Source organism: Pseudomonas sp. D3-27 (genome assembly GCF_051132165.1).
Classification (GTDB): domain Bacteria; phylum Pseudomonadota; class Gammaproteobacteria; order Pseudomonadales; family Pseudomonadaceae; genus Aquipseudomonas.
This window is the reverse complement of sequence record NZ_CP071667.1, coordinates 828,596-852,073: the sequence shown is the minus strand read 5'-3', so window position 1 is coordinate 852,073 and position 23,478 is coordinate 828,596. Positions and strand designations below refer to the sequence as shown.

21 protein-coding genes are annotated in these 23,478 nt (G+C 62.3%); 14 read left to right on the top strand and 7 right to left on the bottom strand.

What is annotated here, in order from left to right; all coding sequences use genetic code 11:
- Positions 1–66: 66 nt before the first annotated feature.
- Both J3P92_RS03950 and J3P92_RS03945 read left to right on the top strand, forming a co-directional pair.
- A complete protein-coding gene (locus tag J3P92_RS03950; RefSeq protein WP_039594083.1) occupies positions 67–546 on the top strand; it encodes an Lrp/AsnC family transcriptional regulator in 480 nt (159 codons plus the stop codon).
- A 251-nt stretch (positions 547–797) separates the two neighbouring features.
- Positions 798–1,007 carry a DUF2788 domain-containing protein gene (locus J3P92_RS03945; protein WP_003228500.1) on the top strand — a complete coding sequence of 70 codons (210 nt, stop codon included), beginning with the start codon at positions 798–800 and terminating at the stop codon, positions 1,005–1,007.
- Here the strand turns inward: J3P92_RS03945 and J3P92_RS03940 are convergent.
- From J3P92_RS03940 to J3P92_RS03925, 4 genes are all read right to left on the bottom strand, one after another.
- Positions 1,002–1,568 (bottom strand): pseudouridine synthase, encoded by a 567-nt coding sequence (locus tag J3P92_RS03940; protein ID WP_434651093.1) that lies wholly within the window; start codon positions 1,566–1,568, stop codon positions 1,002–1,004. The two genes, J3P92_RS03945 and J3P92_RS03940, sit on opposite strands and share 6 nt — an antisense overlap.
- Before the next feature lie 138 nt (positions 1,569–1,706).
- Positions 1,707–3,206, bottom strand: coding sequence for an AMP nucleosidase (gene amn / locus J3P92_RS03935; RefSeq protein ID WP_305501175.1), 1,500 nt, complete (start codon positions 3,204–3,206; stop codon positions 1,707–1,709).
- A gap of 157 nt (positions 3,207–3,363) precedes the next feature.
- Positions 3,364–5,013 carry an acyl-CoA dehydrogenase family protein gene (locus J3P92_RS03930; protein ID WP_434649947.1) on the bottom strand — a complete coding sequence of 550 codons (1,650 nt, stop codon included), beginning with the start codon at positions 5,011–5,013 and terminating at the stop codon, positions 3,364–3,366.
- A gap of 74 nt (positions 5,014–5,087) precedes the next feature.
- Positions 5,088–7,472: a 7TM diverse intracellular signaling domain-containing protein gene (locus tag J3P92_RS03925; RefSeq protein ID WP_434562156.1), complete on the bottom strand. Its 2,385-nt coding sequence runs from the start codon at positions 7,470–7,472 to the stop codon at positions 5,088–5,090.
- A gap of 299 nt (positions 7,473–7,771) precedes the next feature.
- On the opposite strand from J3P92_RS03925, the gene J3P92_RS03920 reads away from it, so the two are divergent.
- From J3P92_RS03920 to J3P92_RS03905, 4 genes are all read left to right on the top strand, one after another.
- Positions 7,772–8,569, top strand: a complete 798-nt coding sequence (locus J3P92_RS03920; protein ID WP_420767314.1) for a hydroxymethylpyrimidine/phosphomethylpyrimidine kinase — start codon at positions 7,772–7,774, stop codon at positions 8,567–8,569.
- Between the two features lie 15 nt (positions 8,570–8,584).
- Positions 8,585–9,211 (top strand): thiamine phosphate synthase, encoded by a 627-nt coding sequence (gene thiE, locus J3P92_RS03915; RefSeq protein WP_434609415.1) that lies wholly within the window; start codon positions 8,585–8,587, stop codon positions 9,209–9,211.
- A 26-nt stretch (positions 9,212–9,237) separates the two neighbouring features.
- Positions 9,238–10,521 carry a glutamate-1-semialdehyde 2,1-aminomutase gene (gene hemL / locus J3P92_RS03910; RefSeq protein ID WP_434609412.1) on the top strand — a complete coding sequence of 428 codons (1,284 nt, stop codon included), beginning with the start codon at positions 9,238–9,240 and terminating at the stop codon, positions 10,519–10,521.
- 218 nt (positions 10,522–10,739) lie between these two features.
- A complete protein-coding gene (locus J3P92_RS03905; RefSeq protein ID WP_420767317.1) occupies positions 10,740–11,294 on the top strand; it encodes a tetratricopeptide repeat protein in 555 nt (184 codons plus the stop codon).
- 138 nt (positions 11,295–11,432) lie between these two features.
- Here the strand turns inward: J3P92_RS03905 and J3P92_RS03900 are convergent, their stop codons facing one another.
- Positions 11,433–11,762 carry a DUF1820 family protein gene (locus J3P92_RS03900; RefSeq protein ID WP_003185742.1) on the bottom strand — a complete coding sequence of 110 codons (330 nt, stop codon included), beginning with the start codon at positions 11,760–11,762 and terminating at the stop codon, positions 11,433–11,435.
- Positions 11,763–11,894: 132 nt separating this feature from the next.
- Between J3P92_RS03900 and miaB the strand changes: the two genes are divergently transcribed.
- From miaB to lnt, 5 genes are all read left to right on the top strand, one after another.
- The gene (gene miaB, locus J3P92_RS03895) at positions 11,895–13,223 is read left to right on the top strand and encodes a tRNA (N6-isopentenyl adenosine(37)-C2)-methylthiotransferase MiaB (protein ID WP_420767318.1); all 1,329 of its coding nucleotides are present in this window, start codon (positions 11,895–11,897) and stop codon (positions 13,221–13,223) included.
- A 215-nt stretch (positions 13,224–13,438) separates the two neighbouring features.
- Positions 13,439–14,449, top strand: coding sequence for a PhoH family protein (locus tag J3P92_RS03890; protein ID WP_434609410.1), 1,011 nt, complete (start codon positions 13,439–13,441; stop codon positions 14,447–14,449).
- A complete protein-coding gene (gene ybeY, locus J3P92_RS03885) occupies positions 14,442–14,900 on the top strand; it encodes an rRNA maturation RNase YbeY (RefSeq protein WP_434562148.1) in 459 nt (152 codons plus the stop codon). The genes J3P92_RS03890 and ybeY overlap by 8 nt, the downstream gene beginning before the upstream one ends.
- A gap of 40 nt (positions 14,901–14,940) precedes the next feature.
- Positions 14,941–15,780 (top strand): HlyC/CorC family transporter, encoded by an 840-nt coding sequence (locus J3P92_RS03880; protein WP_420767321.1) that lies wholly within the window; start codon positions 14,941–14,943, stop codon positions 15,778–15,780.
- A gap of 27 nt (positions 15,781–15,807) precedes the next feature.
- Positions 15,808–17,331 (top strand): apolipoprotein N-acyltransferase, encoded by a 1,524-nt coding sequence (lnt, locus tag J3P92_RS03875; RefSeq protein WP_434649945.1) that lies wholly within the window; start codon positions 15,808–15,810, stop codon positions 17,329–17,331.
- Between the two features lie 147 nt (positions 17,332–17,478).
- Here lnt and J3P92_RS03870 read toward each other — a convergent pair whose 3' ends face one another.
- Both J3P92_RS03870 and J3P92_RS03865 read right to left on the bottom strand, forming a co-directional pair.
- Complete coding sequence (locus J3P92_RS03870) at positions 17,479–18,240, bottom strand: YdcF family protein (protein ID WP_434649943.1); 762 nt, start codon at positions 18,238–18,240, stop codon at positions 17,479–17,481.
- A gap of 103 nt (positions 18,241–18,343) precedes the next feature.
- Positions 18,344–18,664: a hypothetical protein gene (locus J3P92_RS03865; RefSeq protein WP_420767324.1), complete on the bottom strand. Its 321-nt coding sequence runs from the start codon at positions 18,662–18,664 to the stop codon at positions 18,344–18,346.
- A gap of 304 nt (positions 18,665–18,968) precedes the next feature.
- On the opposite strand from J3P92_RS03865, the gene leuS reads away from it, so the two are divergent.
- From leuS to holA, 3 genes are all read left to right on the top strand, one after another.
- Complete coding sequence (gene leuS, locus J3P92_RS03860; RefSeq protein WP_434649941.1) at positions 18,969–21,575, top strand: leucine--tRNA ligase; 2,607 nt, start codon at positions 18,969–18,971, stop codon at positions 21,573–21,575.
- Positions 21,576–21,665: 90 nt separating this feature from the next.
- The gene (gene lptE / locus J3P92_RS03855; RefSeq protein WP_420767326.1) at positions 21,666–22,271 is read left to right on the top strand and encodes an LPS assembly lipoprotein LptE; all 606 of its coding nucleotides are present in this window, start codon (positions 21,666–21,668) and stop codon (positions 22,269–22,271) included.
- A 52-nt stretch (positions 22,272–22,323) separates the two neighbouring features.
- Positions 22,324–23,361: a DNA polymerase III subunit delta gene (holA, locus tag J3P92_RS03850; protein ID WP_420767327.1), complete on the top strand. Its 1,038-nt coding sequence runs from the start codon at positions 22,324–22,326 to the stop codon at positions 23,359–23,361.
- Positions 23,362–23,478: the final 117 nt, after the last annotated feature.

Genomic DNA, 23,478 nt, shown 5'->3' with positions numbered 1-23,478 from the left:
CCACTTGCGCAATTTTTACCTCAGGATGGATAATCCAACGCAATTAACCGAATAAAGGCCCGCTCGATGAGCAAACTTGACCGTTACGACCTGAGTATTCTGGCGGAATTGCAGCGCGACGCACGTATCTCCAACCAGGAACTGGCCGAACGCATCGGCCTCTCGCCCTCACCGTGCTCGCGGCGGGTCAAGCAGTTGGAAGACGACGGCTATATCACCCGCCAGGTTGCCCTGCTCGATCGCAAGATGCTGGGCCTGAGCCTCACCGCCTACGTGCTGATCGGCATGGATCGCCACACCCCCGATCGCTTCGAGACCTTCGAAGCCGCGATCCGCAACCTGCCGCAAGTACAGGAATGCAGCCTGGTCACCGGCATCGATGCAGACTACCAGCTCAAGGTGGTGGTGCCGGACATGGACCACTATCAGAAATTGCTGTTGGGGCATCTGACCCGAATCGAAGGGGTCACCAGCGTGCGGTCGAGTTTCGTGTTGAACCAGGTGCTCAACAGCACCGAACTGCCGTTGACACATCTGCGCAGCTGACCGCTTTTGTGGCGAGGGAGCTTGCTCGCGCTCGACTGCGCAGCAGTCGCAAACCGGCCCACTGGCAATCAGGAACCGGTCAGATCTTTTTGGGGTCGCTGCGCAACCCAGCGGGAGCAAGCTCCCTCGCCACAAAAGCTCCAGCTTGCGATGAATAGCTGCGACACACCGCCGCAGCCCAATCCTGCGCCCCGCCCCCATGCCGTATACTCGCCGCGCCTTTACAACCCCGCCAATGCCGGAGTGCCCCGATGGATCCTGCTGTTTTCGAAGAGTGGATGATGACCGGCCTGGTCAGCATCCTGATCATTTTCATGGGTTTCATCGTCTGGGACCTGGCGAAGAAGTCCAAGGCCGGGCGCTTTGGTTCGTTCATCCTGTTTTTTGTGCTGGGCCTGGGCGTCGCGGCGTTCATCATCAAGAGCGTGGTGATCGGCCTGATCGAATCCGGCGCGTTATAAGCGCGCCGGTACTTCCTTCCATTGGCCCTGGTCGAGCCCTTCGATCGTCCAATCGCCGATCCTGACCCGCACCAGCCGCAGAGTCGGCAATCCCACGGCGGCAGTCATGCGGCGTACCTGGCGGTTGCGCCCTTCGCGGATCACCAGTTCCAGCCAGCTCGTCGGCACGCTTTTACGAAAACGCACCGGCGGGTTGCGCGGCCACAACTGCGGTTCGTCCAGTTGGCGGGCCTCGGCCGGCAGCGTCATGCCGTCGTTCAATTCCACGCCATCGCGCAAGCGCAGCAGCTGTTCGTCGCTCGGCTCCCCCTCGACTTGTACCCAATACGTCTTGGCCATTTTGTGCTTGGGGTCGGCGATTCGCGCCTGCAACTGCCCGTCGTTGGTGAGTAACAACAGCCCTTCGCTGTCACGGTCCAGCCGACCGGCCGGGTAGATGCCGGGCACGTCGATAAAATCCTTGAGCGTGGCGCGCCCTTCGCCGTCGCTGAACTGCGTCAGCACGTCAAAGGGTTTGTTGAACAGGATCAGCTTCGGCTCGGACGGCGGCGCCTTGGCCACGCGGCGCGGGGCGGAGGCTGAGGGCTTTGCGCCAGGGCGGCGGGAAACGGGACGGGGCGGTCGGGGCATGGCAGTGAAACATCTAACGGTCTGGGCCGACCATGCTAGTGGCCCGACCGTTAAATGACCACCACCTGATCAGCGGAACGGCGGCTCATCGAAACTGCGCAGTTTGCGCGAGTGCAACGAGTTGAGTTCGTTGCGCAGCAGGTCCAGCGCCGCGATGCCGATCTTCAAATGCTGGTTGACCGCCCGCTCATAAAACGCGTTGGCCGAGCCCGGCAGCTTGATCTCGCTGTGCAGCGGTTTGTCCGAAACGCAAAGCAACGTGCCATAAGGCACCCGCAGGCGATAACCCTGGGCAGCGATGGTGCCGCTTTCCATGTCCACCGCGACGGCGCGGGAGAGGTTGATCAACGGTCTCTCCTGGGCCCAGCGCAGCTCCCAGTTGCGATCGTCGTAAGTCAGCACGGTGCCGGTGCGCAGGCGCTTTTTCAGCTCGTCGCCTTTCTCGCCGGTGATGTTCGCCGCCGCCTGCTGAAGCGCCAGTTGCACTTCGGCCAGGGCCGGGATCGGGATGTTCGGCGGCACGACGCGGTCGAGGATGCCATCGCGGCGCATATAGGCGTGGGCCAGCACGTAGTCGCCGATAGTCTGGGATTGTCGCAGGCCGCCGCAGTGGCCGATCATCAGCCAGCAATGCGGACGCAGCACGGCCAGGTGGTCGGTGATGTTCTTGGCGTTGGACGGCCCGACGCCAATGTTCACCAGGGTTACGCCATGGCCGTCGCTGGCCTGCAAATGATAGGCCGGCATTTGGTAGCGGTGCCAGACCACACCCGCGGCGATGGCCGAGGCTTCGCCGTGGTCCATGTTCTTGTCGATGATCACGTTGCCCGGCAGCACCATGCGCACGAAGCGCGGGTCGCTGCGCAATTGCTCCAGGCCATGGACGATGAATTGGTCGACATAACGGTGGTAGTTGGTCAGCAGAATCCACGGCTGCACATGGCGCCAGTCACTGCCGGTGTAATGCACCAGCCGACGCAGGGAAAAGTCCACCCGCGCGGCGTCGAACAGCGCCAGGGGCAGCGGGTCGGTGTTTTCCCAATCGTAGAGGCCGTCGGCGATGCCATCGGTGGCGGCCGACAGGTCGGTACTGGGGAAAACCCGCGCCAGCACGGCGGCGGTCACACCGGAGCCGGCCAGCTCATCGCCCTGCTCCACCACGTACGGGTACGGAATGTTCTGCTCGCTGACGCCCACTTCGACGGTGACAGTGAAGTCGTGCATCAACGGAACGAGTTGTTCCAGCAGGTACTTACGGAACGCGGCCGGGTGGGTGACGGTGACGCTGTAGGTGCCTGGCAACTGGACCTTGGCGTAGGCGCGGGTGGTTTGCGGGACCTCGCCGTGGCAATGGTAGGTCAGGCGCAGGGCCGGATAGCGGAACAAGGCCCGTTGCTCGGCATCCGGCTCGATGCGGTCCTTGAGATACCGCTTGAGCGCCTGGTTCAGCGCAGTGGTCGCACGCTCGTGCAGGGCCGCCAGCCGATCCACGGCTTGCTCGGCGGTTTGAACGACAATAAACGCTTCGGTCACGATCAGCTTCCTGTGTTCTGACTTGCAGGCCTTCATCTTGCCTGCATCGTGGTCCGACGGGAACAGTGGCGTATGGGTATTGCGAGAGCGAGCCTGCTCGCGATAGCGGTGTGTCAGGCACTGGGAAGGGTTGTGCCGACGCTATCGCGAGCAGGCTCGCTCCCACAGGGTCATGTGCCGAACTGAGCCCTTTTTAGAAACCCCGTGGGGTCGAGCGAGCGACGATGGCCTCCACGTTCAAGCCTCGGGGCAATGCGCCGTAGACCCTGGCGCCGGCCCCAAGGCGACTGGCAATGAACCCATCGCTGACGTCGCTGTTGCCCGCTTCAAGCAGCAATCGCGCCTGCAGCCCAACAGCGATGTCTTCGGTCAATTGCCGGGCGCGGTATTGGATGTCGTCGGTGTCTTTGAATGCCGCGTGCAATTGGTCGATGTGGCGGGCCAGGCGTTTATCGCCATGGCCATCGCCCAGTTCGTTGAACAGCACTTCCAGTACGCCCGGTTCCTTGGACAGGGCCCGCAACACATCGAGGCATTGCACATTGCCGGAGCCTTCCCAGGTCGAATTGACCGGCGCCTCACGATACAGGCGAGGCAGGATGCTGTCTTCGACGTAGCCGGCGCCGCCCATGCACTCGGCGGCTTCGTTGATCATCGCGGGGGCGCGCTTGCAGATCCAGTATTTGCCCACCGCCGTCACCAGTCGGGCGAACTTGGCCTCGTGGTCGTCGTTCAAGTGGTCCAGCGCCCGCCCCATGCGCAGGCTCAGGGCCAGCGCGGCTTCGCTTTCCAGCGCCAGGTCGGCCAGCACGTTTTGCATCAATGGCTGTTCGCTCAATACTCTGCCACCGACCTTGCGGTGCGCGCAGTGATGACTGGCCTGGGTCAGCGCCTGGCGCATCAGTGCGCTGGAGCCGACCATGCAATCGAAGCGAGTCATGGCAACCATCTCGATGATTGTCGGCACGCCTCGGCCCTCCTCCCCGACCATCCAGGCCAGCGCACCGCGAAACTCCACTTCGCTGGATGCATTGGAACAGTTGCCCAGCTTGTTTTTCAGTCGCTGGATATAGAACTGGTTGCGCGTGTCGTCCGGGCGATGGCGCGGCAGCAGGAAACAGGTGAGGCCCTTGTCGGTCTGGGCCAGGGTGAGGAAAGCGTCGCACATCGGCGCCGAACAGAACCATTTGTGCCCCACCAGTTCGTAGGCCTGGCCAGGCCCGCTGGCGCCTACCGGATACGCCTTGGTGGTGTTGGCCCGCACGTCGGTGCCGCCCTGTTTTTCGGTCATCGCCATGCCAATCGTGACCCCGGCCTTGTGGGCGATGCCGACGTTGCGCGGGTCGTACTCGGTGGTGAGCACTTTCGGCACCCAGCGCTCGGCCAGGTCCGGTTGCAGGCGCAGGGCCGGCACGCTGGCGAAAGTCATGGTCAACGGGCAACCGGTGCCGGCTTCGGCCTGGCTGTGCAGATAGGTCATCGACGCACGGGCGACATGGGCGCCGGGTTGCGGATGAGCCCACGGCAGGCTGGGCAAGCCGTGCTCGACGGCGGTGCGCATCAACTCGTGATACGCGGGATGAAACTCCACCAGGTCGATGCGATGGCCATACCGGTCATGACTGGAAAACACCGGCGTGTTCTGGTTGGCCAGGAACCCCGCTTCCATCAACGGCCCGCCGGCCAACGCACCGTAGGCATCGATCCGCGCCTGCGCCCAACCGGCACCGAAACGCTGGGACCACTGTTGCAACGGCAGATCGATGCGGTACAGGTTGGCGCCGTCCAAGGACGGCGGCTGATTGGTGACGTCGTGGGTTTCGGCGAACTGATGCAAGTTCATGACGGGGCTCCTCGGTCGGCCAGCAGAGGATCAGTTAAGCACCGCCTCCAGGTCGATCAAAGTGGCATATCCGCCTAAATATCGGCGCTTTCACCCTGTTTCGGACAAAGCACCCGTCGCTGCAGAATCGCCTGGAGCACCTCGAACTTCACCGGTTTGCTCAGATAGTCGATCAACGCTCCAGACGGGCATCGCTCCTGTTCGAGGTTCGGACTGACTACCAGCACGGGCAGATCCTCACAACCGGACAGCGCTCGGATCTGGCAGCAGAGCGACACCCCGTCCAATGGCGCCGAATGGCAATCGAGGAGCACCGCGTCAACACTCTCGCCCTGTAGCAGGTCCAGGGCCGCCCGACCGTTGTCGGCGGTGCGCACCCGATAGCCCAGCTTGAGCAACATGCCTCGCATGACCAATTGATCGACGGGGTTGTCGTCCGCCAGGAGTACCGTGCAGTCCTGGGGCTGGCGGGAATCCCGGCGCCCACCGAACGAAAAAGGCGTCGGGACCTCCACTGGCAAGGCGATTTCGAATTCCACGTCCAGCTGGAAACGGCTGCCGCGCCCCGGCTCGGAAATATGAGTCAGGCGCCCGTCGAGCAATTCGACCAGTTGGCGGCAGATCGCCAAGCCTACGCCGAGCCCCCCGTACTCGCGCGTCATCGAGCCATCGAGCTGGAAGAAACGCTGGTACAACGTCGCCTCGCCAAGATCGGTGAAACCGATGCCGGTGTCGATCACCGCGAATGACAGCACCAGGCGATCGAGCTCCGACGGTCGTCCACTGACCCGCAGGGCGATGCCACCCGAGCGGGTGAACTTGATAGCGTTGTCCAGCAGGCATTCCAGGCACTGGGCCAATTTAGCGCTGTCGCCCACCAACCGATCCGCCAGGCTGGGGCTTATGTCGACCTTGAAGTCCAAGCCCTTGGCCGCCGCGTTGGCACCGAACTGCACCTGCAGGGCATCAATCACACCACGCAGGCTGAACGGCGTCGGGTAGACCTTGAGCTTGCCGGCCTGCAACTCGGTAAGGGTGAGGATGCCGTTGACCATGCGCATCATGTCCCGCGCCGAACCGGCGGCGGTCTGTTGATACTGGGTCAGCTCCTCGTCCATCTCGACGGTTTCCATCAGCTCCAGGGAGCCGATCACACCGTTCATCGGGGTGCGCAATTCATGGGTGAGGGTGGCGAGGAATTCATCCTTGAGTTTGTTGCCGTGGGCCAATTGCTGGTTGAGCACTTCCAGTTTCTGTCCGGCGTCGAACAGCGTCTGGGCCTGCTGCTCGCGCATGGCGTTGATGCGGTCCGCCAGGGCCAGGGACAACAATGCCACCTCGATGGCAGAACCGATCTGGCTGGCATACATGGTCAGGAAGATGTTCGGCAGGTAACCGAGCACCATCATCGTGTTGACGATCCCCCCCAGCAGGAACGCCGACCAGGCGATAATGAAATAACGCGCCACCCGCAGGCCACGCCACCAGGCGAACAGCCCGGCGGCGAAAATCACCACGGTAAATACCAGGGCCAACGCCGTCGCCAGGCGCAGGGCCAAGGCGTAGCTGGTCATCAGCGACAGCCCTACCACCACGGCACTGTAGGCGATCAGCGCCAGCAGCAGTCGATCGAGCCAGCGACTGTGTTGTGAGGTCTGCAGGAAGCTGCGGGCGAATTGACTGCCGAACAGCCCCGCGCAGCCGATGAAGAACGGCGTTGCGGCATTGGCCCACCAGGGATTGTCCGGCCAGAAATATTCCACCGCCGCGCCATTGACCGACAACTGATACAGGCCGAACGAGGCGATATAGAAGATGTAGTACAAATAACTGGTGTCGCGCACGCTCAGGTAAATGAACAGGTTGTAGACCAGCATCCCCAGCAGCACGCCATAGATGATCCCCAACACATACAGGCGCACCGGCTGCTGCTCCAGGTACGCCGTGCTCGACCACAGCGTCAACGGCGCCTGGATCGAACCCTGGCTTTGCAGACGCAAGTACACGACCTGGCGTTGATCCGGCTGGAAGTCCAGGCTGAACAGGTAATTGTTCTGGCGGACCTCGCGACTGGCAAAAGGCAGAGCATCGCCCGTCTGGCGGACCAGGCGATAGGCTCCGCTGCCGTCGGCCAGGTACAGGTCCAGATGATCCAGCGGCGGATACGCCAGCTCCAGCAACCAGGTCCGCTGGGCATCGGGATTGGCAGGACGATAGTGCAGGTCCACTTTCAACCAGAACGCCGAACGTGAGTAACCGGCGTTCAGCGTGGCTTTGTCATGGGGCTTGAAACGACCGGCCGCGGCCTGGGCCAGAATCTCATCGATGGAGGCCGTGCCACTGGGGTCTTCCAACACTTGCAAAGCGTGGCCCAAAGGCAGGCTTTGGGTTGATTCATCGAATTCGAGCGCACTTGCCAAGGGGGACAAGCACAGCAGCAACATCAGCAAATAGCGCATTTAAGCCCCAGCGTGGCCTGTCCGGTTGAGTCAGGAAGCCCCCCATTCCCTGAGTAGACGTAAAACCGGCATTACCTGTTATTGGTTGGATCCATCTCTAGCATAGCCGTTGATGGCCAATTTGCACCACGGAAATTTTTCCGACAAAAGGCTCTAGCACGGGCGTCTCAGCGCCAACCATTGAGATAGAGCTGTTGCTTTGGTCAGGTTGCCAATTGGTGAAGCACAAAAGCGGTCGCCAACAAAACCCTCTGAGGCCAATCACCGATAAAAGAGGTTTGGTGATAAGCTCGCGCACCATGAATATCTACAGCTCTCGCCCCGTTGTCCTCTGTCTCTCCGGCCACGACCCCAGTGGTGGCGCCGGCTTGCAGGCAGATATCGAAGCCCTGCTTGCCCAGGGATGTCATGCCGCCCCGGCCGTTACTGCGTTGACCGTGCAAGACACGGTCAACGTCAGCGATTTCCGCGTGCTGGATCGCGAGTGGGTGCTGGCGCAAGCCAATGCCGTGCTCAACGACTCCCCCGTCGCGGCGGTCAAGCTGGGCATGCTCGGCTCGCTGGAAATGGTCGACACCGTGGTCGAGCTGCTCCAGGCACACCCGCAGTTGCCGATGGTCTGCGACCCGGTGCTGCGCGCCGGCGGTGGCGGACGGCTGGGCAAGGATGAAGTCGGCTACGCCATGCGCGAGCGCCTGCTGCCCCTGGCCACCATCGCCACGCCCAACCTGCCTGAAGCACGCATCCTCGCCGAACTGCCCGAAGGCAGCGCCGATGAATGCGCCGAAAAACTGCTGCCCTTCGTCAAGCACCTGCTGATCACCGGCGGTCATGGCGACGAGCATGAAGTCCATAATCGCCTGTACAGCCGCGACGGACACCGCGAAACGTTCACCTGCCAGCGCTTGCCCGGCAGTTACCACGGCTCCGGCTGCACCCTCGCCAGCGCCATCGCCGGCCGACTGGCCCAGGGCGAACAACTCTCCAGCGCGGTCAAGACAGCCCTGGACTACACGTGGCGCACGCTGCGCGATGCCGAACAACTGGGCAAAGGCCAGTTCGTACCGCGTCGCCTACCGCTGGATTTCTGCTCGTAGCACAGGAGCCGTGGAATGAAATTACGTGGCCTTTATGCCGTGACCGACAGCCAACTGCTGGCCGGCAAGTTCCTTGCCTATGTGCAAGCCGCGCTGGAAGGCGGCGTGACCTTGCTGCAGTACCGCGACAAAAGCAGCGACGAGGCCCGCCGCCTTCGTGAGGCCGAGGCCCTGCGCAACCTGTGCGAGCGCTACAAGACCCAACTGATCATCAATGATGACGCCGAATTGGCTGCGCGCCTGGGCGTCGGCGTGCACCTGGGCCAGACCGATGGCCCGTTGGCGCCGGTGCGGGCGTTGCTGGGCCACAAGGCAATCGTCGGCTCAACCTGCCACGCCAGCCTGGAGTTGGCCGAACAGGCCGTCAACGAAGGCGCCAGCTACGTCGCGTTCGGGCGCTTCTTCAACTCCAGCACCAAGCCTGGGGCACCCAGCGCAAACCTTGAACTGCTCGAACAGGCCCGCATCAAACTGCATATACCGGTTTGCGCCATCGGCGGCATCACCCTGGAAAACGCCGCCCCGCTGGTGGCCCATGGGGTCGACCTGCTTGCGGTGGTCCACGGCCTGTTCGGCGCCGACAGCACCGCTGAGGTGACGCGCCGCGCCCGCGCCTTCAACGACCTGCTGCACATCAAATAGTCATTTCCGTTTTCGAGAGCCCTACCATGTCCCGTTCCGAAACCCTGTTTGCCAACGCCCAGAAACATATCCCCGGCGGCGTGAACTCGCCTGTTCGCGCGTTCAAGAGCGTCGGCGGCACACCGCTGTTCTTCAAGCACGCCGAAGGCGCGTATGTCACCGATGAAGACGACAAGCGCTACGTTGACTACGTCGGCTCGTGGGGGCCGATGATCCTCGGCCATAGCCATCCGGACGTGCTGGATGCGGTGCGCCAGCAGCTGGAGCACGGGCTGTCCTATGGCGCGCCGACGGCGATGGAAACCGAGATGGCGGACCTGGTCTGCTCCATCGTGCCGTCGATGGAAATGGTGCGCATGGTCAGCTCCGGCACCGAAGCGACCATGAGCGCGATCCGCCTGGCCCGTGGCTACACCGGCCGCGACAGCATCATCAAATTCGAAGGCTGCTACCACGGCCACTCCGACAGCCTGCTGGTCAAGGCCGGTTCCGGCGCCCTGACCCAAGGCGTTCCGAGCTCGGCGGGCGTGCCAGCGGCATTTGCCAAGCACACCCTGACCCTGCCGTTCAACGACCTTGAAGAAGTCGAGAAGATGCTCGGCGAAGTCGGTCAGGAGGTGGCATGCATCATCGTCGAGCCGGTGGCCGGCAACATGAACTGCGTGCCGCCGGCGCCAGGCTTTCTCGAAGGTCTGCGCAGCCTGTGCGACCAGCATGGCGTGGTGCTGATTTTCGATGAAGTGATGACCGGCTTCCGTGTCGCCCTTGGTGGCGCCCAGGCCCACTATGGCGTGACGCCGGATTTGAGCACCTTCGGCAAGATCATCGGTGGCGGCATGCCCGTGGGCTGCTTCGGCGGCAAACGCGCCATCATGGAATGCATCGCGCCGCTGGGCCCGGTCTATCAGGCCGGCACGCTGTCGGGCAACCCGTTGGCGATGGCTGCTGGCCTGACCACCCTGCGCCTGATCAGCCGCCCGGGCTTCCACGCCGAACTGACCGAATTCACCACGCGCCTGCTCGATGGCCTGCAGGTGCGCGCCGACGCGGCCGGCATTCCGTTTGTGACCACCCAGGCCGGCGGCATGTTCGGCCTGTATTTCAGCGGCGCCGATGACATCGTGACCTTCGACGACGTGATGGCCAGCGACGCCGACCGCTTCAAGCGCTTCTTCCACCTGATGCTCGAAGGCGGCGTCTACCTGGCGCCAAGCGCCTTCGAAGCCGGCTTCACCTCCATCGCCCATGGCGAGGCGGAACTGAAAATTACCCTCGACGCGGCTGAACGAGCCTTCGCGGCACTGAAATAAGCCTGTGGATAACTGACGCTGGCTGACACCAGCGTCAGTTATTGCCCATAACCCACCGTGCCTTTTCCTACATATCTGCCCAACAAACCGTCGTTGCGGTTCCTTTGCAGCAGAAAAACGAGTAAAGACTTTGTAAGGATGGCCCCGCTTATTTCATAATGCGCGCTTATTGGATCCCCCGAAGGGTCCACGCGCCCCTCAGAGGTAAGTCGATTCCCATGAACCGCACCGGCCGCACCCTTGCCTTGGGCTGCCTGTTGCTCCTTCAGCCCCTGCTCGCTCATGCACAGGCAGGCGGTAACTCGTTGTTGATCCCGGCGATGGGCCGTTGCACCCTCAACACCCAGCCACAAGATCTCGCACCGGCACTTGACGCCTGTCGAAAAGCGGCCGACGAGGGCGATGCCCAAGCGCAATATGAATTGGGCGAGTTCTACTACGACGGCAAGGCCGCGCCCCGCGACCTCAAGCTGGCCCTCAACTATTTCGAAAAAGCCTCGCTACAAGGCCACGCCCAGGCGCAGTTCAAGCTTGGCGGCATGTTCTTCCATGGCGAAGGCGTACCGGCCAACAATGTCCAGGCGTATATCGTCTTGAAGATGGCGGCGGTCAACGGCGCCGAAGAGGCATTGGACACCGCCGACGAAGTCGCCGAGCAGATGCCCCGCGACGAGCTGGAAGTGGCCACCCAGGTGCTGGGGCAGATTTTTCGCAAATACCTGATGGAATTGCAGAACGCCGACGGACGCACGCCGTTCTCGCCACTGCCCTGATTAATGTTCTGGCCTTGAAGGCCTCATCGCGAGCAAGCTCGCTCCCACAGTTGGCTCTCTGGCGACGCAAGATTTGTGCTCGGCGATTTACTGTGGGAGCGAGCCTGCTCGCGATTGGGAGCAACCCGGTCTTGAACCCTACTTCTCAGGCATCGGCATCGGAAACGGCATCACATTGCCGACCGCGCCGCGGGCTTCGCTGATTTTCGGAGTGCCAAGGCGCTCGACCTCATCGATGCGCACGATCGAATGCATCGGCACGAAGCTGCGTACCACACCTTCGAATTGCGCCTTGAGCTTTTCTTCGCTTGGGTCGACGACCACTTGTGTGCGCTCGCCAAAGACGAACTCTTCCACTTCCAGAAAGCCCCACAGATCACTCTGATAGATCTGCTTGGCGTACATCTCGAACACCTGGCCCTGGTTGAGGAAAATCACCTTGTAGATTGGAGCTTCACGTTTGGTCATGGCTGGCGAAACACATCGGCGGGTAAAAATGAGGGCGCGAACTATAGCATAGCCACTGCTCGCGCAGCGGTAGGAACCGGGGGACTTGTTGCCTATAATGCGCGGTTCTTTGAATCACGTGATGATCCGTCCATGGCCAAGAAGCTTTACATCGAAACCCACGGTTGCCAGATGAACGAGTACGACAGCTCGCGCATGGTCGATCTGCTGGGTGAACACCAGGCCCTGGAAGTCACCGCCCGCGCCGAAGACGCAGACGTGATCCTGCTCAACACCTGCTCGATCCGCGAGCGCGCCCAGGACCGGGTGTATTCCCAACTGGGCCGCTGGCGTGAACTGAAGCTGGCCAACCCGGAAATGGTCATCGCGGTCGGCGGCTGCGTCGCCAGCCAGGAAGGCGCGGCCATTCGTGACCGCGCGCCGTACGTGGACGTGGTCTTCGGCCCCCAGACCCTGCACCGCCTGCCGGAAATGATCGACGCGGCACGCGTGACCAAATTGCCCCAAGTCGACGTTTCGTTCCCCGAAATCGAAAAGTTCGACCACCTGCCCGAGCCGCGCATCGACGGCCCCAGCGCTTATGTGTCGGTGATGGAAGGGTGCAGCAAATACTGCACGTTCTGCGTGGTCCCCTATACCCGCGGCGAAGAGGTCAGCCGGCCGTTCGACGACGTGATCGCCGAGATCATCCACCTGGCGGAAAACGGCGTGCGTGAAGTGACCTTGCTGGGGCAGAACGTCAACGGCTATCGCGGCCTGACCCACGACGGTCGCCTGGCGGACCTCGCCGAGTTGATCCGCGTCGTGGCGGCGGTGGACGGTATCGACCGGATCCGCTACACCACGTCCCATCCGTTGGAGTTTTCCGACAGCCTGATCCAGGCCCACGCCGAAGTTCCCGAGCTGGTCAAGCACCTGCACCTGCCGGTGCAATCGGGTTCGGACAGAATCCTCGCAGCGATGAAGCGCAACCACACGGCGCTGGAGTACAAATCCAAACTGCGCAAGTTGCGCGCCGCAGTGCCGGGGATCTGTATCAGCTCGGACTTTATCGTCGGATTCCCTGGCGAAACCGAGAAAGATTTCCAGCAGACCATGAAGCTGATCGAAGACGTGGGCTTCGACTTCTCCTATTCCTTTGTCTACAGCCAGCGCCCCGGCACGCCGGCGGCCGACCTGGCGGATGAGACGCCCGAGGAAGTGAAGAAGGAGCGGCTCAATGCTTTGCAGCACCGCTTGAACCAACAGGGCTTTGAAATCAGCCGACAGATGGTCGGTTCGATCCAGCGGATCCTGGTCACCGACTACTCGAAAAAAGACCCGGGCGAATTGCAGGGGCGTACGGAAAACAACCGTATCGTCAACTTCCGCTGCGACACGCCAGCCCTGATCGGCCAGTTCGCCGACGTACACATCGACGCCGCGCAACCGCACTCGCTGCGGGGTTCGCTGGTGCAGTAACTGTACAGATCCCTGGGGGAGCGAGCCTGCTCGCGAAGCGGTCTATCAGCCAACAGATGCGCTGGATACAAGACCGTTTTCGCGAGCAGGCTCGCTCCCACAATGGGCTGTGTAAGTCCTGTTGTCAGATTGCGCCGCTTAAGACCTTTCGCACCCAGCCTACTGGCGTTATCCTTGATTTAACCTTAATTGCCCCTGGGCGGCTAAAAACGACCTTGAACGCACCCATCGAACCTCATCGTTTCATTCTCGAGCCCTTTGAGGCTCGCCGCTTCGCCAATCTGTGCGGGCAATTCGACGAGCATCTTCGCTTGATCGAACAGCGCCTGGCCATCGAGATCCGCAATCGCGGGAACCAGTTCGAACTGATCGGCGATCCCAAGCACACCACCTCCGCGGAAAACCTGCTGCGCCGTCTCTACCGAGAAACCAAGGCGAGCGAGCTGTCTCCGGACATGGTCCACCTGTTCCTGCAAGAGTCGGCGGTCGAAGAACTCGACAATCACGCCCCGTCGGAACCTGCCGTGGCCCTGCGCACGAAAAAAGGCATGATTCGCCCTCGCGGCTTGAATCAGCAGCGCTACGTGAAGGAAATCCTGGCCAACGACATCAACTTCGGCATCGGCCCGGCCGGTACCGGCAAGACCTACCTGGCCGTAGCCTGCGCGGTCGACGCGTTGGAGCGCGAACAGGTGCGCCGCATCCTGCTGGTGCGTCCCGCCGTCGAAGCAGGGGAAAAACTCGGTTTCCTGCCCGGCGACCTGACCCAGAAGATCGACCCGTATCTGCGCCCGCTCTATGACGCGCTGTACGAAATGCTCGGCTTCGAATACGTCGCCAAGCTGATCGAGCGACAGGTCATCGAGGTCGCGCCGCTGGCCTACATGCGTGGTCGGACCCTGAACAACAGCTTCATCATCCTCGACGAAAGCCAGAACACCACCGTCGAACAGATGAAGATGTTCCTGACCCGGATCGGTTTCGGCTCCACCGCCGTCATCACCGGGGACATCACCCAGGTCGACCTGCCCCGAGGCACCAAGTCCGGGCTGAACCACGTGATCCAGGTGCTCAAGGACGTCCCGGGCATCAGCTTCACGCACTTCATGCCCAAGGACGTCGTACGCCATCCGTTGGTGCAGCGCATCGTCGAAGCCTACGAGCGTTTCGAGAACCGCGCCGATGAAGATTCGGCCGAAAGCAAAGGCAATCGCCACAATGCTTGAACTCGACCTGCAAGAGGCCAGTGAACACCCCGCCCCCAGCGAAGCCCAGTTCCGCCAATGGTGCGAACTGGCGCTGCGCCAGCGCAGCGCCGACTCGGAACTGACGATCCGCCTGGTGGACGAAGCCGAAGGCCGCGAGCTGAACCACACCTGGCGGCAGAAAGACTACGCCACCAACGTGCTGTCGTTTCCCGCCGACGTGCCCGACGAAATGCTCGACATCCCGTTGCTGGGGGACCTGGTGATCTGCGTCCCGGTCGTCGAGCGCGAGGCCGCCGAACAAGGCAAGTCACCCGAAGCCCACTGGGCCCACCTGGTGATCCATGGCTGCTTGCATTTGCTTGGTTACGACCATATGGAAGAGGACGAAGCCGAGGAAATGGAAGCGCTGGAACGAACGTTGCTTGCCGAGCTGGGTCATCCCGACCCGTATGCCGGCGACGAACACTGAAACATCAACCTGTAACGACAAAGGATTCAGAGTAATCGCTATGAGCGAAGATCGATCGACCAACGGGCAGAAGTCATGGCTGGGCAAGCTCACCCAGGCTTTTGCCCATGAGCCGAAAAACCGCCAGGAGCTGTTGGAGCTGCTGCGCGATGCACACCAGAACAAATTGCTGGACAGCGAAGCGCTGGCCATCGTCGAAGGCGCCATCCAGGTGGCTGACCTGCAAGTTCGGGACATCATGGTCCCGCGCTCGCAGATGATCAGCATCAAGGCGACCCAGACTCCCCGCGAATTCCTGCCCGCCGTGGTCGACTCCGCTCACTCGCGCTACCCGGTCGTCGGCGAGAGCCATGACGACGTCATGGGCGTGCTGCTGGCCAAGGACCTGCTGCCGCTGATCCTCCAGGAGAACGGCGACAGTTTCAATATCAAGGACCTGCTGCGCCCGGCCACGTTCGTGCCCGAGTCCAAGCGCCTGAACGTACTGCTGCGTGAATTCCGCGCCAACCACAACCACATGGCCATCGTCATCGACGAATACGGCGGCGTGGCCGGGCTGGTCACCATCGAAGACGTGCTTGAACAGATTGTCGGCGACATCGAGGATGAGCACGACGTCGAGGAAGACAGCTACATCAAGCCCTTGCCCAGCGGCGACTTCCTGATCAAGGCCCTGACGCCGATCGAGAACTTCAACGAGTTCTTCGACAGCGAATTCTCCGACGATGAGTTCGACACCGTCGGCGGCCTGGTGATGAGTGCCTTCGGCCACCTGCCCAAGCGCAACGAAACCACCGAGATCGGCTCCTGGCGCTTCCGCATCCTGAATGCCGACAGCCGCCGGATTCATCTGCTGCGCCTGTCACCCATTGCCCGTTAAACTCTGCAAGAGCCGCTAAGGAAACACATGCGCTGGATAAACCGCCCCGGCTGGCCCGGTAACCTGCTGGCCGTGGCGGCCGGTGCGATCACCACCCTGGCCCTGGCGCCGTTCGATATCTGGCCGCTGGCATTGCTGGCGGTCGGGCTGTTCTATGCTGGCCTGCGCGAGCTCTCGCCGCGCCAGGCCCTGGGGCGCGGCTGGTGTTTCGGTTTCGGCCTGTTTGGCGCCGGCACCAGTTGGATCTACGTCAGCATCCATAACTTCGGTGGCGCCTCGGTGCTGCTGGCCGGGCTTTTGATGCTGCTGTTCATTGCCGCGATCGCTTGGTTCTTCGCCCTGCCCGCCTGGCTCTGGGCGCGCTGGCTGCGGCGCAACGAGGCACCGTTGGCCGATGCCCTGGCCTTCGCCGCGCTCTGGCTGGGCCAGGAAGCCTTTCGGGGCTGGTTCCTGACCGGATTCCCCTGGCTTTACTCTGGCTACAGTCAACTCGACGGCCCGCTGGCCGGCCTTGCACCGCTGGGTGGCATGTGGCTGATCTCCTTCACCCTGGCCCTGACCGCCGCGCTGTTGTACAACGCGCCCCGATTGCTGCGTTCCGGGCGCAAAGGCTTCGTCGTCGCGGGTGTGGCCTTGCTGATCGGCCCCTGGGCGGCCGGCTTTGCGCTCAAGGGGCATGCCTGGACCAGCCCCTCGGGCGAGCCGCTGAGTGTCGCGGCCATCCAGGGCAACATCGAACAAAGCATGAAGTGGGACCCCGAGCAGCTCAACGCGCAACTGGCGCTGTACCGTGACATGAGCTTCACGTCCAAGCGCGTCGACCTGCTGGTCTGGCCGGAAACAGCCGTGCCGGTACTCAAGGAGTCCGCCCAGGGCTACCTGGACATGATGGGCAGTTTCGCCGCCGAGCGGCATTCGGCACTGATCACCGGCGTACCGATCCGCCAGGAAGTACGTCATGAGAAGCGCTATTTCAACGGCATCACCGTGACCGGCGAAGGCGACGGCACTTACCTGAAGCAGAAGCTGGTGCCCTTCGGCGAGTACGTGCCATTGCAGGATATCCTGCGCGGCCTGATCGCGTTTTTCGACCTGCCAATGTCGGATTTCGCCCGGGGCCCGGCTGATCAGCCATTGCTGCAGGCCAAGGGTTACCAGATCGCGCCATTCATTTGCTACGAAGTGGTCTACCCGGAATTCGCTGCCAACCTTTCAGCGCGAAGCGATCTGTTGCTGACGATCAGCAACGACACTTGGTTCGGTACGTCGATCGGCCCGTTGCAACACTTGCAAATGGCCCAGATGCGCGCGCTGGAGGCCGGGCGCTGGATGATTCGCGCCACCAACAATGGCGTGACCGGCCTGATCAACCCCTTCGGCCAGATCACCGTCCAGATCCCGCAGTTCCAACGCGGCATCCTCTACGGTGAAGTGGTGCCGATGCACGACCTGACGCCGTACCTTCAATGGCGCTCGTGGCCGCTGATCATTTTGTGTGTATTGCTTTTGGGTTGGGCGCTGGTGGCGGGGCGGATGGCCAAGACGGTTTAACTCGCTCCCCCCATCCCTGTGGCGAGGGAGCTTGCTCCCGCTGGACCGGTCCGACGCTTCGGGCGCAGCAGGCCCCGCTTTTTGGGGCCGCTGCGCGCCCCAGCGGGAGCAAGCTCCCTCGCCACAATAAGCGTTCACTTCAATGATTCAGCGATAAAACAACCAATACCCCACCAACCCCACCGCCTCGTTCATCAACTGCCCCGATTGCCACACCGATTTGAATTCCGGCATCCAGCCACCCAACGGCCGGGCGTTATCCTGACCCAGGAAACCGACAGGCGCAGGCACCACTTCAAATCCAGAACGTTCAAAACTCCAGACCGCCCTTGGCATGTGCCAGGCCTGGGTCACCACCACCACGCGCTTCGCCCCTTCGGGCAGTAGGATCTGCGCGCTCATCTGGGCGTTCTCCCACGTGGTGCGGCTGTGGCCCTCCTGCCAGCGCACGTCGACGCCGAAATCCTCACGCATCGAGTCAGCCATCAGCTTGGCCTCGCTGGGCGGGGTGCCGTAATGCAAGCCGCCGGTTGTCAACACGGGCAAGCCCGAAGCCTTGGCCAACCGCGACGCATAACGCTGGCGCTCCAGGCCCACCCCGGTGGGCTGGTCGGTGCCCCAGGCCAGGTCACCGCGCTCGCGGCCCGAGCCCAGCACCACAATGGCGTCGGCGCGCTGGGCCAGGGTCGCCCATTCACTGCGCAGCAGCGGCGGTTCGCGCTCCAATGCCTTCGCGCTCCACTGCACCACTATCGGCAGGCTCATCAGCCAGAAACCACCCAGCCCCAGGATAAAACACACGCGGGCCAGGCGCGGCCGGGAATCACGCCACCACCAGGCAAGCGCCAGCAAAAGCAAAAGAATGCCAGGCGGCAATAGAAGTTGTTTGATGAAATAGCGAAACGGCATCGGGCATCTCCATAGATGCCCGAAGCCTAGGTGGGTTGACGCAAAGCGACAACAGATTCCAAGAACCTCGAATCAAAAAAAGCGACACGCGTGAATCCGGCCTTTACTTGAACTGCAGGGACCGGACCTTTACAGCATCCTTGTCGGGCGTCCGATCCTTGAGCCAGACAACCTTGGCCGATCGGGGCGCTTCGAGACGCTTGTTTGCCTGGGCCCCATTTGCTGAGGCCTGGTGCCCGGCCTGTTCAAGGTAAGCCTTGACCAGCTCGAACTCTGCGGGGCTCAGGCCTCGCAGTTCCAGCTCTGCCGGGCGTTCATCACGCAAGCGACCGGCGGTTCTTGCGGCGTCCAAGGCCATCCCCAGGCGATCGATCAGTTTTTCATACAACTCAGGTGTAGCGACTTTTCGTTGTGATTCAACCATCCCTCACCTCATTGAAGATAAGACTCACTCCCCATTCAGAAGCTTAGCTTCGCTGGGCAAACCGGCTGGACGCCGCGACCAACGGCCCAGAACCCCGGTCGTCGCCAATGGTCGGCAAAAGGCTCGGCAATGGTTGAGCAGCAATCAGGGTTTCCCTCGGCGGAGCGCGGTCATGTATGCTACGGCGCTTCCTGTAACTCCACTTCCAGCTTGGCTGGGCATCGAAAACGCCGCATTCGGCGTCATCTGCGTCCAGCATGGCAATGAAGAGGATTGGGCCACCCCATTCAGTACAAAAGTAGCCATGCACGAACACTACCAGCCCCGTGAAATCGAAGCCGCCGCCCAGTCGTTCTGGGACGAGCAAAAGTCCTTTGAAGTCAGTGAACAGCCAGGCAAGGAGACGTACTACTGCCTGTCGATGTTCCCTTACCCCAGCGGCAAGCTACACATGGGGCACGTGCGCAACTACACCATCGGCGACGTGATCTCCCGCTACCAGCGCATGCAAGGCAAGAACGTCCTGCAACCCATGGGTTGGGACGCCTTCGGCATGCCGGCGGAAAACGCCGCGATGAAGAACAACGTCGCCCCCGCAAAGTGGACCTACGAAAACATCGCGTACATGAAGACCCAGCTGCGCAGCCTGGGCCTGGCGGTGGACTGGTCCCGCGAAGTCACCACCTGCAAGCCCGACTACTATCGCTGGGAACAATGGCTGTTCACCCGCCTGTTCGAGAAAGGCGTGATCTACCGCAAGAACGGCACCGTGAACTGGGACCCGGTGGACCAGACCGTACTGGCCAACGAGCAAGTGATCGACGGTCGCGGCTGGCGCTCCGGCGCGCTGATCGAAAAGCGCGAGATCCCGATGTACTACTTCAAGATCACCGCCTACGCGGATGAACTCCTGGAGAGCCTCGACGAGCTGACCGGCTGGCCCGAGCAGGTCAAGACCATGCAGCGCAACTGGATCGGCAAGTCCCGGGGCATGGAAGTGCAGTTCCCCTACGACGTCGCCTCCATTGGCGAAGCCGGCACCCTGAAGGTCTTCACCACCCGTCCGGACACCCTGATGGGCGCCACTTACGTGGCCGTGGCCGCCGAGCATCCGCTGGCGACTCTGGCAGCGCGGAACAACCCCGAGCTGCAGGCGTTCATCGCCGAATGCAAGGGCGGCAGCGTCGCCGAAGCCGACGTCGCCACCCAAGAGAAGAAAGGCCTGCCGACTTCGTTGTTCGTCGAGCACCCGCTCACCGGCGAGAAACTGCCGGTGTGGGTCGCCAACTACGTGCTGATGCACTACGGCGACGGCGCGGTCATGGCGGTGCCCGCCCACGACGAGCGTGATTTCGAGTTCGCCCACAAATACAACCTGCCGGTCAAGCCGGTCGTGCGCACCAGCGCCGGCGACCAGACACCAGCGCCTTGGCAGGACGCCTACGGCGAACACGGCGAGCTGATCAATTCCGGTGAGTTCGACGGCCTGGATTTCGCTGGCGCCTTCGATGCCATCGAAGTGGCCCTGATCAAGAAGAACCTCGGTGCCTCGCGCACCCAGTTCCGCCTGCGCGACTGGGGCATCAGCCGCCAGCGCTACTGGGGTTGCCCGATCCCCATCGTGCATTGCGACACCTGCGGTGACGTACCGGTGCCGGAAGATCAGCTGCCGGTGGTCCTGCCGGAAGACGTCGTACCCGACGGCGCCGGTTCGCCCCTGGCGCGCATGCCCGAGTTCTACGAGTGCAGCTGCCCGAAATGCGGCGCACCGGCCAAGCGTGAAACCGACACCATGGACACCTTCGTCGAGTCCTCGTGGTACTACGCCCGCTACGCCTCGCCGCACTTTGAAGGCGGCCTGGTGGAAAAATCCGCGGCTGACCACTGGTTGCCGGTGGATCAATACATCGGCGGCATCGAACACGCCATTCTTCACCTGCTCTACGCGCGCTTCTTCCACAAGCTGATGCGTGACGAAGGCCTGGTGAGTTCAAACGAGCCGTTCAAGAACCTGCTGACCCAGGGCATGGTGATCGCCGAGACGTACTATCGTCGCGAAGCCAACGGTGCCTACACGTGGTTCAACCCGAGCGACGTCGAACTCGAACGCGACAGCAAGGCCAAGGTCATCAGCGCCAAGCTGATCGCCGACGGCCTGCCGGTGGAAATCGGCGGCACCGAGAAAATGGCCAAGTCGAAGAACAACGGCGTCGACCCTCAGTCGATGATCGACCAGTTCGGCGCGGACACCTGCCGCCTGTTCATGATGTTCGCCTCGCCACCGGACATGAGCGCCGAATGGTCCGACTCCGGCGTCGAGGGCTCGCACCGCTTCCTCAAGCGCGTCTGGCGCCTGGCCCAGGCCCACGTCACCCAGGGCCTGCCGGGGAAACTGGATGTCGCCAGCCTGAACGACGAGCAGAAAGTCGTTCGCCGCGCGATCCACCTGGCCATCAAGCAGGCCAGCCATGACGTCGGCCAGAACCACAAATTCAACACCGCCATCGCCCAGGTGATGACGCTGATGAACGTACTGGAAAAAGCCGCCCAAGGCACCGAGCAGGATCGCGCGTTGATCCAGGAAGGCCTGGAAGCGGTGACACTGTTGCTGGCGCCGATCACCCCGCACATCAGCCACGAGTTGTGGAATCGCCTGGGTCACGCTGACCCGGTGATCGACGCCCGCTGGCCGCTGGTGGACGAAAGTGCGTTGGTGCAGGACAGCCTGACCCTGGTCATCCAGGTCAACGGCAAACTGCGTGGCCAGATCGAAATGCCGGCCGCCGCCACGCGCGAAGAAGTCGAAGCCGCCGCGCGGGCCAATGAAAACGTGCTGCGCTTCGTCGATGGCCTGACGATTCGCAAAGTGATCGTCGTGCCCGGCAAACTGGTCAACATCGTCGCAAGCTAATTGGATCGGGCGTCCGGGCCAGGGGCCCGGCGCCGAATTTGACCTGCGGGGCCGCACGCTCGGCCCATGGGTTTCAAGGGGAGCAACAAGATGATCAAACGTAATCTGCTGGTTATGGGCCTGGCGGTCCTGTTGAGCGCCTGCGGCTTCCAGCTGCGCGGCACCGGCACCACCGAACTGGCCATCACCGAACTGGACCTCAGCGCGCGCGACGCCTATGGCGATACCGTAAAAGCGTTGCGCGACACGCTGGAAGACAGCGGCGTGAAAGTCTACAGCGGTGCGCCGTACAAGCTGGTATTGACCCGCGAACAGCAAAGCCAGCGCAGCCTGAGCTATGCCGGCGCCGGTCGCTCGGCCGAATACGAGCTCAACAACGTGCTGAACTATGAAATCCGCGGGCAAAACAACCTGGTGCTGCTGGACGACAAGCTGCAAGTACAGAAGGTCTACCTGCATGACGGCAACAACATCACCGGCTCCGACCAGGAGTCCAGCGAAGTACGCGAAGAGATGCGTCGCGACCTGGTACAACGGATGATGCTGCGGCTGCAACAACTGAGCCCGGCCCAGTTGGAGCAGCTGCAACAGACCGCCGACGCCAAGGCCAAGGCCGAAGCCGAAGCGCTGGAAGCAGCACGCAAGGCGGAAGCGGAAACCCCGCAACAATCGCCTATGCAAATTCCTGCTCCATAAGCCTTGCGGGGCGCCTCGGTGCCCCGCTCGCCTTCTCTCCTGAACAGCGTTTATGAAACTGGCCCCCGCCCAACTCGGCAAACACCTGCAAGGCGCCCTCGCGCCGGTCTACATCATCAGCGGCGATGACCCGCTGCTGTGCCAGGAAGCCGCCGACGCCATCCGCTCCGCCGCTCGCCAACAAGGCTTCGACGAACGCCAGGTGTTCGCGGCCGACGCCAGTTTCGACTGGGGCACGCTGCTGCTGGCAGGGGCGAGCATGTCGCTGTTTGCCGAAAAACGCCTGCTGGAACTGCGCTTGCCCTCGGGCAAACCCGGTGACAAAGGCGCCGCCGCGCTGATCGAATATTGCTCGCGACCGGCCGAAGACACGGTGCTGCTCATCAGCCTGCCGAAACTCGATGGCAGCGCGCAGAAAACCAAATGGGGCAAGGCGCTGGTCGAAGGTCCACAGACCCAGTTCGTGCAGATCTGGCCGGTGGATGCCAGCCAGCTGCCGAACTGGATCCGCCAACGCCTGTCCCAGGCCGGTCTATCGGCCAGCCAGGACGCGGTTGAACTGATTGCCGCCCGGGTCGAAGGCAACCTGTTGGCCGCCGCCCAGGAAGTCGAAAAGCTCAAGCTGATGGCCGAGGGCGGCCAGATCACCGTGGAAACGGTGCAGGCCGCCGTGGCTGACAGCGCCCGCTTCGATGTCTTCGGGCTGACCGACGCAATCCTCAACGGCGAAGCCGCCCATGCCTTGCGCATGCTCGAAGGCCTGCGGGGCGAAGGCGTCGAACCTCCGGTGATCCTCTGGGCCCTGGCCCGGGAGCTGCGGCTGCTGGCCAACCTGTCGCTGCAATACAGCCAGGGGGTGCCCCTGGACAAGGCCTTCAGTCAGGCTCGCCCGCCAGTGTGGGACAAGCGCAAACCGCTGATGAGCAAGGCGCTGCAACGCTATTCCGCGTCACGCTGGGCCCAATTGCTGCTCGAGGCCCAGCGCATCGACGCGCAGATCAAGGGCCAGGCCGCCGGCTCGCCGTGGATGAGCCTCAGTCGGTTGTCGTTGTTGATGGCCGGACAACGACTCCCTTTACCCGCGGAATAAACCTCTTTTCCAAGCAACAGATTTTCTGTGTCAAGCATGATTTTGTGGCGAGGGAGCCACAATCCCCTCGCCATCTTGAAATTTCCTACGCAATGCAGGGACTGGACAAAACCCCAG

What these genes read in the sequence shown, in the direction of transcription:
- J3P92_RS03950 (WP_039594083.1), top strand. Translation starts at nt 67, where the DNA reads ATGAGCAAACTTGACCGTTACGACCTGAGTATTCTGGCGGAATTGCAG.
- J3P92_RS03945 (WP_003228500.1), top strand. Translation starts at nt 798, where the DNA reads ATGGATCCTGCTGTTTTCGAAGAGTGGATGATGACCGGCCTGGTCAGC.
- amn (WP_305501175.1), bottom strand. Translation starts at nt 3,206, where the DNA reads ATGAAGGCCTGCAAGTCAGAACACAGGAAGCTGATCGTGACCGAAGCG.
- J3P92_RS03930 (WP_434649947.1), bottom strand. Translation starts at nt 5,013, where the DNA reads ATGAACTTGCATCAGTTCGCCGAAACCCACGACGTCACCAATCAGCCG.
- J3P92_RS03925 (WP_434562156.1), bottom strand. Translation starts at nt 7,472, where the DNA reads ATGCGCTATTTGCTGATGTTGCTGCTGTGCTTGTCCCCCTTGGCAAGT.
- J3P92_RS03920 (WP_420767314.1), top strand. Translation starts at nt 7,772, where the DNA reads ATGAATATCTACAGCTCTCGCCCCGTTGTCCTCTGTCTCTCCGGCCAC.
- thiE (WP_434609415.1), top strand. Translation starts at nt 8,585, where the DNA reads ATGAAATTACGTGGCCTTTATGCCGTGACCGACAGCCAACTGCTGGCC.
- hemL (WP_434609412.1), top strand. Translation starts at nt 9,238, where the DNA reads ATGTCCCGTTCCGAAACCCTGTTTGCCAACGCCCAGAAACATATCCCC.
- J3P92_RS03905 (WP_420767317.1), top strand. Translation starts at nt 10,740, where the DNA reads ATGAACCGCACCGGCCGCACCCTTGCCTTGGGCTGCCTGTTGCTCCTT.
- J3P92_RS03900 (WP_003185742.1), bottom strand. Translation starts at nt 11,762, where the DNA reads ATGACCAAACGTGAAGCTCCAATCTACAAGGTGATTTTCCTCAACCAG.
- miaB (WP_420767318.1), top strand. Translation starts at nt 11,895, where the DNA reads ATGGCCAAGAAGCTTTACATCGAAACCCACGGTTGCCAGATGAACGAG.
- ybeY (WP_434562148.1), top strand. Translation starts at nt 14,442, where the DNA reads ATGCTTGAACTCGACCTGCAAGAGGCCAGTGAACACCCCGCCCCCAGC.
- J3P92_RS03880 (WP_420767321.1), top strand. Translation starts at nt 14,941, where the DNA reads ATGAGCGAAGATCGATCGACCAACGGGCAGAAGTCATGGCTGGGCAAG.
- lnt (WP_434649945.1), top strand. Translation starts at nt 15,808, where the DNA reads ATGCGCTGGATAAACCGCCCCGGCTGGCCCGGTAACCTGCTGGCCGTG.
- J3P92_RS03870 (WP_434649943.1), bottom strand. Translation starts at nt 18,240, where the DNA reads ATGCCGTTTCGCTATTTCATCAAACAACTTCTATTGCCGCCTGGCATT.
- J3P92_RS03865 (WP_420767324.1), bottom strand. Translation starts at nt 18,664, where the DNA reads ATGGTTGAATCACAACGAAAAGTCGCTACACCTGAGTTGTATGAAAAA.
- leuS (WP_434649941.1), top strand. Translation starts at nt 18,969, where the DNA reads ATGCACGAACACTACCAGCCCCGTGAAATCGAAGCCGCCGCCCAGTCG.
- lptE (WP_420767326.1), top strand. Translation starts at nt 21,666, where the DNA reads ATGATCAAACGTAATCTGCTGGTTATGGGCCTGGCGGTCCTGTTGAGC.
- holA (WP_420767327.1), top strand. Translation starts at nt 22,324, where the DNA reads ATGAAACTGGCCCCCGCCCAACTCGGCAAACACCTGCAAGGCGCCCTC.